The following is a 10,559-nucleotide window of genomic DNA, read 5'->3' as shown; positions in this document are numbered from 1 at the left end:
ATACTCCCAGCATGGCTTTCACGGTCGTTTTCGCCAACGGAGAGGCGCGCGATTACGGCGCGTTCGACGCCTTGGAGGTGACAGACGCAGGCGTCCTGATCATTTCGATGAAGCGTGAAGATATCAGCCGGCACTTCGTGGCCCCGGCAGCCTGGCTGGAGGTCGTCGAGGTGGTGGACGGGACGCCGGTGCGGATGTCGCGCGGGATCATCGCGCACCGGCCCAAGTTCTGACGTCACTGCCGCCGGTATGCGGTCGCGATGGCCAGCCAGTCATCGGCGGCCAGCCGGCTGGTGTTCGTCGGGTCGTAGCGCCCCAGCAGTGCGGCGACTCCGAGGTGTTCGGCCGGCCGGAAACCATGGGCGTCGAGGACGGCGTCGAGGCCCCGGTCGGTGAAGTCACTGCGGTAGGGCTCGCCGCGCCGGGCCACCAGCCGGGTGATGCGGTTGGCGCCCGGCCATGGTGTGTGGCCCGCCACGACGCCGTCGCGGATGTAGTCGACCACCAGGCGGCTGCCCGGCGCGCAGAGCTGCGCGAGGTCGGACAAGGTCGCGTCGATAGCGCCGCGGGTGAGATACATGCTGACGCCGAGCCAGACGATCAGGCTGGGCCGGGCGGGGTCGAAACCCGCCCCGGTTAGCCGCTCGTGCAAGCTGTCGCGCTCGAAATCGCATGCCACCCAGACTGTTTGGGAGTCCCGCGCCAGCCGCTCGACGACCGGGCGTTTGTGTGCCTGGGTAGCGGGCGCATCCACCTCGAACACCGTCACCGTCGCATCGGGGATCCGCAGGCTGGAGGTGTCGAAACCCGCGCCCAGCAGCACCAGCTGGTCGATGCCCGCACTGATGGCCGCAGCGCAGGCGTCGTCCGCGTAACGGACCCGCAGCGCGATGTGAGCGTGCAACCCACCCCACACCCGATCGAATACCCGCAGCGCTGCGTCGGCCGGCCACGGGTGCGACAGGACGGCCCGCAGCGCCGGGTGCTCGACGAAGTGGCGGGACTGCGGGTCGTCGATGAGTCGCCGGTTGGGCGGGCGCATGGATTCCGCGGCGCGCTGCGCGGCGTTGACCTGCGCCGTGAGACTCGCGGTGCGATCAAGACGCCGGTGTGTTGCGGTGAGAGCCGTCATTTTTCCGACTTTACGAAGAAATCAGTTCATGGATAAGGTCCAATTCGATGGCAATTTCATGTACCAGTGAGCCTGGCGGATTGGATCTGCACCTGGAGCTCCCGCCCGGGCGGGGACGCCGAGCGGCCCTGGAAAGCGCTCTGCGGCAAGCTATCCGGGATGGGCGCTTGGCTCCCGGGCAGTGGTTGCCGTCGTCGCGGGCGTTGGCTGCGCAATGCCACCTGGCCCGAGGCACCGTTGTGGAGGTCTACTCGCAGCTGGCGGCCGAGGGATATCTGCGTACCCGGCCGGGCGCGGCGACCGAGGTGGCGCAGGGCACCTTGGCGCCGGCCCGGGTCAGCGCCCAACGTGCCGCGCCACACGTCGTGGCGGACTTCCGACTCGGCCGTCCGGACCTGAGCATGTTCCCCCGCCAGGAATGGCTGCGTGCACTGCGGCGGGCTCTGCAGGTCACCCCCCACACCGAACTCGGACCCGGCGATCCGCGCGGGTCGCCGCGCCTGCGTGCGGTGCTCGCCGATTATCTGGGCCGGGTGCGCGGCGTGCTCACGGACAGTGAGCACATCGTGATCTGCAGCGGTTTCACCCAAGGTTTGCGGCTGGTGTGCGATGCGCTGGCCGACGGTTCGGGCGGCTCGGTAGCCCTGGAGGATCCGTGCCTTCCCGACCACCGGGCGATCGTCGAAGCCGCCGGACTCAGAGTCCGTGCCTTGGACGTCGACGCCGGCGGTGCCCGGCCGGACACCTGGCCGGACGGATGGCCGGCAAAGGCGGCCGCGGCGGTCCTCACGCCGGCACACCAGGCTCCGCTCGGCATGACGCTGGATGCCCAGCGGCGCACCGAATTCACCCGGATGGCAGCCGTTCACGGTGCATATCTGATCGAAGACGACTACGACGGGGAGTTCCGCTACGACCGCCATCCCGTCGGGGCGCTGCAGGGGCTGGCGCCCGATCAGGTCGTCTACGCCGGGAGCGCCAGCAAAAGCCTGGCGCCGGGTCTGCGGCTCGGCTGGCTGGCGTTGCCAACCGAGCTGGTCGACAAGGTGGTCGAAGCCAAACGGCGGGCCGACCGGGGCACCGACGTGTTGGCGCAGTTGGCGTTCGCGGAACTGATCGAGTCGGGCGCCCTGGACCGGCACGTACGGCGCATGCGGCGCCGCTACCGCCACCGCCGCGACGCGCTGGTGGACAGGCTGGATCGCTACGCGCCGCAGGTGACGGTCCAGGGGATCTCCGCCGGGCTGCACGCCGTGGTCTCGCTTCCTGAGGATCGGAGCGAGGCTGATGTCTTGAATCTGGCGCGCGACCGCAACGTCGCGCTGACGGGTCTGGCACCGTTCTGGCACGGCACCGGTCGGCGTATCGCAGGAATCGTCGTGGGTTATGGAACGCCGGCCGAACATGAATACGCCGGCGCGCTCGAGCATCTCGGTCAGCTGCTGCGCGAACTCACTTGTTCGTGACCTGCCGCAGGTGCGCTATTTCATTGCCCCACACCGACCGCGCGCCGGTGTCACCGACGCGGTAGATCTGGATCATCGACGCAACACCCACCACCACCGCCAGCACGGCGACCGCAATTTTCGCGGGCTGCCGCGGCTGCTCGGATCGACGTTCGACGACGTGCAGGACGGCCAGCGCGATCGCCACGACCAACAGGGCCACCGCGAGGTAGGTCATCCAGCCGCCCCGCTCCGCGTGCTGTTGCAGGATCGGGTCGGGTTTGCGGCGCAGATCGTAGAGCCACTCGCCGGCCTCGACGGTGATCGGCGTCAACACCATGGTGACCGTCGCCAGCGCCAGCGTCAGCCAGACGATCTGCCCGCGGCGCACGGCGGGCCACAGGGCGCAGATGATTTCCAGCACCGCGGTCAGGGGCACCAGAACGACCAGAAAGTGCACGAAAAGGACGTGCGTCGGCAACCCGCTGAAGACGGTCATGAGACTCCTGCCGCTAGGGTGTGGCTGCCTCTCGATCCTGTCAGCCGCCGCTGTGCAAAACCTGTGCGGGGTCGAGTGCGTGACTTAGGACTCTTGGCGAGCCTTCCACCGCCGCGGACGATTGATCTGCCGGCAAGAACATTGTGGCGGGAGGATGGCGAGAGGACTGGCCATGAATCGTGAAGTGTGCAAATTCTTATCGGGCTTCTTCGGGGCATTGGGCTGGGCGCACGCGGGGTACGCCGTGGCAACCTCGCTCGGCGTCGTCAACGAGCCGACTTTCCTCGGACGAAGGTGGGGCGTCGGCTACATGTGGACCGAGGCCGCGGTCTACACCACCATCGGTGCTGCCCTGGGATACGCCGGTTGGTTGGCGACGGCGGAGGATGCGCTGTCGGAACAGGCCGACGAGCTGGCTAGGACCCGTTAGCTCCTGATCCGGCGGCGCTGTTGGTCAGCAGCTTCCGGCGCAGGAATTCGGCTTGCGTGGAAGCGATTTCGTCGAACCGAGACCCGAGGTAGACGTCGAAGTGCCCGACCGGGTAGTGATGGATCTCTACGTTCGGCATGCGCGCCGCCACTTTGGCAGCGAAGAGGGCCGACGCCTGCAAGTCCCGGTCGGCGAGACACATCAGGACCGGCATGTGCAGGGCTTCGGCGGTGCCGTTGCGGTAGTGGGGCAGGTCGAAGATCATCCGCGGGGCCAAAGCGTTTCGCCAGCCGACGGATTCGCCGCCGAGTGCCTCGAACGCCGCTTTGGCGTCCGGCTCGGTGAACACCGCGATACGGCCGGGTTCGGCGACCACCGGCACCAGGTAGGGCGCCCGTCCGGCCCGCTCGTTAACCGCGTCACGCAGTGCCGCTACGGTGAATTGTGCAGTGCGCCAGGCTATGTCCCAGTGGAGCCGTTCGCGTAACCCGCGGCCGCGATGCCAGCCGTCGATAAGGGGCACCTGCGCTACCACGGCAGCGACGGCCGGATCGTCAGCGGCCACCGCCAGGACGTGTCCACCGCTGAGCGAGGTGCCCCACAAGGCGATCCGCTGTGGGTCGATGCCGCGACGGCTCCGCACATAGCGGAGCGCCGCCCGATAGTCATCGTGTTGCCGTGCGCAGCTGATCACCTGCCGGGGTTTGCCCGCACTGGCGCCGAAACCGCGGTAGTCGAACGCCAGAACCGCCAGGCCGGCGGCGGCGAACCGTTCGGCGTACTTCGGCAGTCCCAGGCGCTTGGTCCCGCTACCACCGTGTCCCATCACCACGCACGGCACCAGGTCGTCATCGCTGTCCGGGTGATAGAAGTCAGCCGCGCAGCGCACACCACCGGATTCGAAGAAGACGTCCTCAGGCATCCGCAGGTCCGTTCCAGCCAGGATTGGGCTGCGACGGCCTGATGGTCGCCGTCGCCGCTACCTGAACTGTACTGCGCTCTGCAGCGTCAACTCGGAGATGTCGGAACGACTTTTACCCCCGGTGGAGCCCAGCGTGCTGATCCAGAACAACGCGAAAGTTGTTGGCGCGGAGGATGTTACGGGTATGACATGGTGGCCGGGTGACAAAGCGGCCGGCGGGCTGAGTTCAGTGGTGTCGCTGAGTTTCGCCGGGGTCGCGCTCGCTGATGCCCGGATCTGTACCACGGTGCCGGAGCTGTTCAGGTCCACAGCGACGGCGCTGAGCGACGTCGGCTCGGCGAGCTGCAACAGGAGTCCCACACCGTCCTTGAACTTCGGAAATGGTTGGGGATCGAAGTAGGTATCGGTCGACCAGACGGTGCCGGGGTCACCGTCGATCGCCAGTGCGGCCGCGCCCGGGTTGTCCGGCGCGCCGCCGGGCGAGAACACCGCGGCTTTGAGCACCTTGACGGTTGCGGGATTGGCGGCTACCAGCGAGGGGCTCGCTGAAGGTGACGGCGCGGTCGGCTGAAGTCCGAGTTTGTCACCGTTCATCGCGACCTTGGTATCGAAGGTGCCAACCACGTGGCTGATGGTGGTGGCGAATGAGATGAGCAGGACCAGGGCCACGGCCGCCGCGGTTCCCAGGCATGTCTTGACGAGTTGGCGGCGGGCGTATTCGGCCCGCTCGGCCGGCCCGAAATTGCGAAAGGCGGCGTAGTGGCCAGGGGCCGGAAGGGCCGGCAGTTCGCGAGTCGTGTTGGGATCAGCCGAGTTCTTTGCCTCGGCGCTGGCCTCGCGCAGCAAGGTCGTGATGGTCTTGGCGCTGCGAATGTTTTCACCATCGCGAACCAGGGCTGCGGCTGTCGATGACACCAGGAACGGAATCCGCGGACTGACCACCGCGGGTTCTTGGATGCGGCCTTGCGAATCGATCGCGGTGGGCTGCCAATCCTTGCGTACCGCTTCGCTTTCGAACGGCCAGCGGTTGAGCAGCAATGCATACATGACCGCTCCGATACCCCGGAGATCATCTCGTGGCCCCGCGTTCGGCATGGTCGCGGGAAATGCCAGCGCGGCGCGCCCGTCGACGCTCACCCGAATCCGGGCGGGATGGTCGATTGACAGCGTCACCCCGGCCCGGTGGCCCGCTTCGGTGGCCTCGGCCAGCGACAGCACCGCGTCCGCGACCCCGATGGGGGATGGGCTGGTATTCGCGACCTCCTTCAACGTGGCGCCCCGAATCCAATCGGACACCACCACGCCGCCGCAGTAGTCGCGGCCCACGTCGATCACCGTCGCCACCGACGGCGACTCGATGCCCCGCAGCCGCGCTGTGCGGGAAAGGATCCCGTCGACGGTCGCCTTGGGCAGCTCGTTCTCCGGGTCGACGACGGTGATGGCCAGATGTTGTCCGGTCATGGTGTCGGCGGCCTGCCAGAATTGCAGATGCGCTGACTCGCCGTAGAACAGCAGGAGCCGAATGCGGCCGCTGGCGATCGTGGCACCGGCGACGAGCGGATTCTTTGCGCCGCTGGGTGAACGCGGTTCGGTCCACAGATAGGGAATGTGTGCCGTCGCGACGTCTGCCGCGATGGGTTGGCTGGCGGTCATCACTTCGTCTCGCTCCCCGCAGGGCACCGACCGCATCGGCACAGACGCGACCGGATGCTGACACTGGTCGTCAATCAAATAGCCGCGCCGGGGGCCACTCAAACCCGCGGCATGGTGCAGCTCAGCCGGAGTGTTCGAGTTCTGCTCGGGCCTGGTCGATTTGGTCAGCGGCGAACGTCACCATGGCGGTAGTGGTCATTTCTCGGCCTTGCTGGGACAGCAGTTCGTAGGTCTGGTCCCCGAGGGCCTCACGCAGGTGCGTCATCAACGCTTCGATCTCGGGCAAGGTCACTGCGGCCATGGGGTAAACCGCTGCGAACCCGGCGACGGTAGTGGCTGGTTGATAGCGCCCGAGGCGGTCGAGCACGAAGGCGAGAGTCGCCAGTGCGTTAGGCAGCATCGCGATGTTGCCCGACTCATGGTTTTTACGGACGGCCGCCGCCAGGTGCGCCAACGTCGTCACGGGGTCCCCTTGCTCGGCTTCGAGTCCACACAGCCAGTACCCGAATTGGGTTTCGAAGAAGCGGTTGCCGCTGTCTTGCGCGATGCGCACGCCGCGCCGCATCGCAGCCAGCGCGCGGTCCGGATCGGTTTCGCGGAGGGTGTACCCACACGCGAACAATGTGAACGACAGCACCCATGGATTGCTGATCGCTTCGGCGCCGTCCAGAAGGGTATTGGCGGCGACGATCGCCTCGTCACTCGAACCCGAAACGGCTAATGCGAACGTGAGGTTCGCTTTTGCCATGGCGTTGGTCTCGCCGGTGCGCCTCAACTGGTCGCGACACAAATCGACATAACGCGCGGGTTGGCCGACGAACAGATACGCACTGCCGAGCCAGGCCTCGCCGAAGTACGCCACCTTATCGCGGGCAGCGGCGATGACTGGCCGGCCGATCTGGCTGTAGAGCACGGCCTGATCGAAGCGTCCGACCAGACAGCACAGGGATGCCCCGACCGATACGGCGGCGAGCCGCGAATGATCTACGGCGCGAAGGGGTTCCATCAACTCTTCGGCCCAGGTGATTGGTTCGTAGTTCTCGAGGAACGGGCCGAGCAACGCCGCCAGCGCAGCGATGGGTGCCGCCGCGTCCAGGTCGTCGTGGTCGGCGGCCCACCGAAACGCGGTACGCAGATTGGCCAGCTCGACGCTGAGCCATTCGTACGCTTCCCGCTGCCGCGGGCTGTCCCACACCGCCATGACGTCGGCTTCCCGCGCGGCGAAATATCGGCAATGTGCTGCGGCGATCGCGACACTCGCACCGGTGGCGACGAGTTGCTCCTCGGCGAACTGACGGATCGTCTCCAGCATCGAAAAGCGTGTGCGAGAAGCGGATTGGTCGGCGACGAGCAGCGACTTGCGCACCAGAGCATCGAGTATCTCGAGCATGCGGTACTCGTCGAGGTCAGCTGATCCGGCAATGGTGCAGGCGCTGGGCAGGTCGAAGCCGCCCGCGAACACCGAACAGCGGTTCAGCACAGCTCTTTCGGTGTCGTCGAGGAGGTCGTACGACCACGCCACGGCATGGCGCAGTGTGTGGTGGCGTTCCAGGCCGCGTCGGGAGCCGACCAGCAGCCGGAAGCGGTGGTCGAGACGGTCACGCACCTCGCCTGCGGTCATGGACGCCATCCGGGAAGCCGCGAGTTCGATGGCCAAGGGAATCCCATCGAGGCGCTGACAGATCTCGGTGACTGCGGCGGCCTCACGGCCGTCGGATATCGAAAAGCCCGACGCGATACCGCGGGCGCGTTCGACGAACAGGGTCACTGCCGCAGAGCCGGGTCCCGCGGCCGCATCCAGCGGCCGCACCGGACACACCTGCTCGTCGGGGACTCCGAGTCCTTCGCGGCTGGTGGCGAGGATGCGTACGGTCGCCGACTGTCCGAGTACGGCTTCGATCAGGTCGGCGGCGGCGTCGAGAACGTGCTCGCAGTTGTCGAACACCAGCAGCCGGACCCGGCCCTCCAGCGCGGCTGCCACGGATTCGGTGACGGTCTTGCCGCGTTGCTGACTGATGCCGAGCACCGCCGCCACCGCGTCGGGCACCGCCACCGGATCGGTGACCGCGGCCAGCTCGAACAGCCACACCCCGTCCGGGAACACCTCTGCCAGGCGCGTCGCGACCTCCACGGCCAGCCGAGTCTTGCCGACTCCGCCCACGCCGGTCAGGGTCACCACCCGGTGCGTCTTGACCGCCGCTCCGACGGCGGCGACCTCGGCATCGCGCCCGACCAAGCTGGTGCCCGCCGGCCGCAGGTTCCCCGGACTGGTATCCAGGGCCCGCAGCGGCGGAAACTGCGTGCGCAAACCCGCGGCCCGGATCTGGAACAGGCCGATCGGCACTGGAATGTCCCGCAACCTGCGTGGCCCCAGATCCATCAGATCGACGCCGCTGAGCAGACCCGCCGTCGACTCGGCCAGCAATATCTGGCCGCCATGCCCGGCCGCCATCACCCGCGCCGCACGATTGAGCACGGCCCCGAAGTAGTCGGCTTCCCGCAGTTCGGCTTCGCCGGTCGCCAACCCCATGCGCACCGGCAACTCCAGCTTGTGTTGTGCCGCGACCGCAGCGTCCACCGCCGCGCGGGGCGAGGCGAATGCCGCACATATGCCGTCACCGGTGTGCTTGAACAGAAATCCGCCGTGCGCCTCGATCGCTTGGCGCAGCACCCGGTCGTGAGCGGCCAGAGCTGCCCGCATCGCATCGGCGTCCGCCTCCCACCGACGTGTGGATCCCTCCACATCGGTGAACAGGAAGGTCACCACCCCCGAAGGAGCAGCCGCCGGCGCAGCTGACACACCGGCAGAATCTCACAACCGAGGCGCTCGCACCACGATGCGGGCCGGCCGGTTCGCCCAAGACGAAACCACCCGCGCGGCAATCGCAGATGCGATCGCGGCGCGGGTGGCTCGGTCTAGTCAGGCCCTACCGCAGACGTTTGCTTCAGACGTCTGCTTAAACGTCCTTAAACGTCGTAGTACAGCGCGAACTCGTACGGGGTCGGCCGGATCTGGACCGGCAGGATCTCGTTCTCCCGCTTGAAGTTGATCCACGTCTCGATCAGGTCCGGGGTGAACACGCCGCCCTCGGTGAGGTATTCGTGGTCGTCCTCGAGCCGGTCGATAACCGCCGACAGCTGGGTCGGAGCCTGCGGGATGTTGGCAGCCTCCTCCGGCGGGAGCTCGTAGAGGTCCTTGTCGACCGGTGCCTGCGGCTCGATCTTGTTCTTGATGCCGTCCAGGCCGGCCATCAACATCGCGGAGAACGCCAGGTACGGGTTACCCGAGGAGTCGGGGCAGCGGAACTCCAGGCGCTTGGCCTTGGGGTTGCTGCCGGTGATCGGGATACGCACACACGCCGAACGGTTGCGCTGGCTGTACACCAGGTTGATCGGGGCCTCGTAGCCCGGCACCAGCCGCTTGTAGGAGTTCACCGTGGGGTTGGTGAACGCCAGCAGTGACGGCGCGTGGTGCAGCAGGCCACCGATGTAGTGGCGGGCGGTGTCCGACAGGCCGGCGTACCCGGTCTCGTCGTACATCAGCGGGCTGCCGTCCTTCCACAGCGACTGGTGGGTGTGCATGCCGGATCCGTTGTCACCGAACAGTGGCTTGGGCATGAAGGTGACGGTCTTGCCGTTGGCCCACGCGGTGTTCTTGACGATGTACTTGTACAGCTGCATGTCGTCGGCGGCGTGCAGCAGCGTGTTGAACTTGTAGTTGATCTCGGCCTGCCCACCGGTGCCCACCTCGTGGTGGCCCTTCTCCAGGCTGAAACCGGCCGCGATCAGGTTCTGCAGCATCTTGCTGCGCAGGTCGACGTAGTGGTCGACGGGCGCCACCGGGAAGTAGCCACCCTTGGGGCGCACCTTGTACCCGCGGTTGGGGCTGCCGTCGGCCTCGGTGGCTGCACCCGTGTTCCACCAACCCGAGATGGCGTCCACCTCGTAGAACGAGCCGTTGGTGCGCGAGTCGAAGCTCACCGAGTCGAAGATGTAGAACTCGGCCTCGGCGCCGAAGTACGCGGTGTCGGCGATGCCGGTGCTGATCAGGTAGTTCTCGGCCTTGCGGGCGACGTTGCGCGGGTCGCGGGAGTAGGGCTCGAGGGTGAACGGGTCGTGCACGAAGAAGTTCAGGTTCAGCGTCTTGGCCTGGGTGAACAGGTCGACCTGGGCGGTCTCCGGGTCCGGCAGCAGCAGCATGTCGGATTCGTGGATCGACTGGAAACCGCGGATCGACGAACCGTCGAACGCCAGGCCGTCCTCGAACACGCTCTCGTCGAAGAACGAGATCGGGATGGTGAAGTGCTGCATGATGCCGGGCAGGTCGCAGAAACGGACGTCGACAAACTCGACGTTTTCGTCTTTGGCAAGTTTGAAGACGTCGTCGGGCGTCTTATCCGTCACGTGAAAGCTCCTTTACTTGGTGATTCGCGGCCGACGCTAGGGAGCAGTTGTTGCCCGTCAGTCAACCCCGTGTT

The 10,559-nt window shown here is 66.8% G+C and carries 9 protein-coding genes; 3 read left to right on the top strand and 6 right to left on the bottom strand.

Going from position 1 to position 10,559, the window contains the following annotated elements; all coding sequences use genetic code 11:
• Positions 1–11: 11 nt before the first annotated feature.
• The gene (locus C0J29_RS18425) at positions 12–233 is read left to right on the top strand and encodes a hypothetical protein (RefSeq protein ID WP_120793154.1); all 222 of its coding nucleotides are present in this window, start codon (positions 12–14) and stop codon (positions 231–233) included.
• A 2-nt stretch (positions 234–235) separates the two neighbouring features.
• Here the strand turns inward: C0J29_RS18425 and C0J29_RS18420 are convergent, their stop codons facing one another.
• Entirely contained in the window at positions 236–1,132 is an 897-nt protein-coding gene (locus C0J29_RS18420; protein ID WP_120793153.1) for a class I SAM-dependent methyltransferase, read from the bottom strand.
• 80 nt (positions 1,133–1,212) lie between these two features.
• Here C0J29_RS18420 and pdxR point away from each other — a divergent pair, with 80 nt between their 5' ends.
• Positions 1,213–2,598 carry a MocR-like pyridoxine biosynthesis transcription factor PdxR gene (gene pdxR / locus C0J29_RS18415; protein WP_120793152.1) on the top strand — a complete coding sequence of 462 codons (1,386 nt, stop codon included), beginning with the start codon at positions 1,213–1,215 and terminating at the stop codon, positions 2,596–2,598.
• On the opposite strand, the gene C0J29_RS18410 is transcribed toward pdxR, so the two are convergent.
• Positions 2,585–3,076 (bottom strand): DUF2231 domain-containing protein, encoded by a 492-nt coding sequence (locus C0J29_RS18410; protein ID WP_065043706.1) that lies wholly within the window; start codon positions 3,074–3,076, stop codon positions 2,585–2,587. The genes pdxR and C0J29_RS18410 overlap by 14 nt on opposite strands.
• A gap of 172 nt (positions 3,077–3,248) precedes the next feature.
• Between C0J29_RS18410 and C0J29_RS18405 the strand changes: the two genes are divergently transcribed.
• Positions 3,249–3,506 (top strand): hypothetical protein, encoded by a 258-nt coding sequence (locus C0J29_RS18405; RefSeq protein WP_120794813.1) that lies wholly within the window; start codon positions 3,249–3,251, stop codon positions 3,504–3,506.
• On the opposite strand, the gene C0J29_RS18400 is transcribed toward C0J29_RS18405, so the two are convergent.
• The 4 genes from C0J29_RS18400 to glnA all read right to left on the bottom strand — a co-directional run bounded on the left by C0J29_RS18400 (position 3,493) and on the right by glnA (position 10,485).
• Complete coding sequence (locus C0J29_RS18400) at positions 3,493–4,428, bottom strand: alpha/beta hydrolase (protein ID WP_120793151.1); 936 nt, start codon at positions 4,426–4,428, stop codon at positions 3,493–3,495. The genes C0J29_RS18405 and C0J29_RS18400 overlap by 14 nt on opposite strands.
• 57 nt (positions 4,429–4,485) lie before the next feature.
• Complete coding sequence (locus tag C0J29_RS18395) at positions 4,486–6,081, bottom strand: protein kinase family protein (RefSeq protein WP_162951503.1); 1,596 nt, start codon at positions 6,079–6,081, stop codon at positions 4,486–4,488.
• A 121-nt stretch (positions 6,082–6,202) separates the two neighbouring features.
• The gene (locus C0J29_RS18390; RefSeq protein ID WP_242460468.1) at positions 6,203–8,881 is read right to left on the bottom strand and encodes an ATP-binding protein; all 2,679 of its coding nucleotides are present in this window, start codon (positions 8,879–8,881) and stop codon (positions 6,203–6,205) included.
• Between the two features lie 167 nt (positions 8,882–9,048).
• Positions 9,049–10,485, bottom strand: a complete 1,437-nt coding sequence (glnA, locus tag C0J29_RS18385; protein ID WP_065043709.1) for a type I glutamate--ammonia ligase — start codon at positions 10,483–10,485, stop codon at positions 9,049–9,051.
• Between the last annotated feature and the right edge of the window lie 74 nt (positions 10,486–10,559).

This window comes from Mycobacterium paragordonae (genome assembly GCF_003614435.1).
In the GTDB taxonomy this organism is placed as follows: domain Bacteria; phylum Actinomycetota; class Actinomycetes; order Mycobacteriales; family Mycobacteriaceae; genus Mycobacterium; species Mycobacterium paragordonae.
Note: the sequence above shows the minus strand (reverse complement) of the source record. Positions and strands in the feature narration are given on the sequence as shown.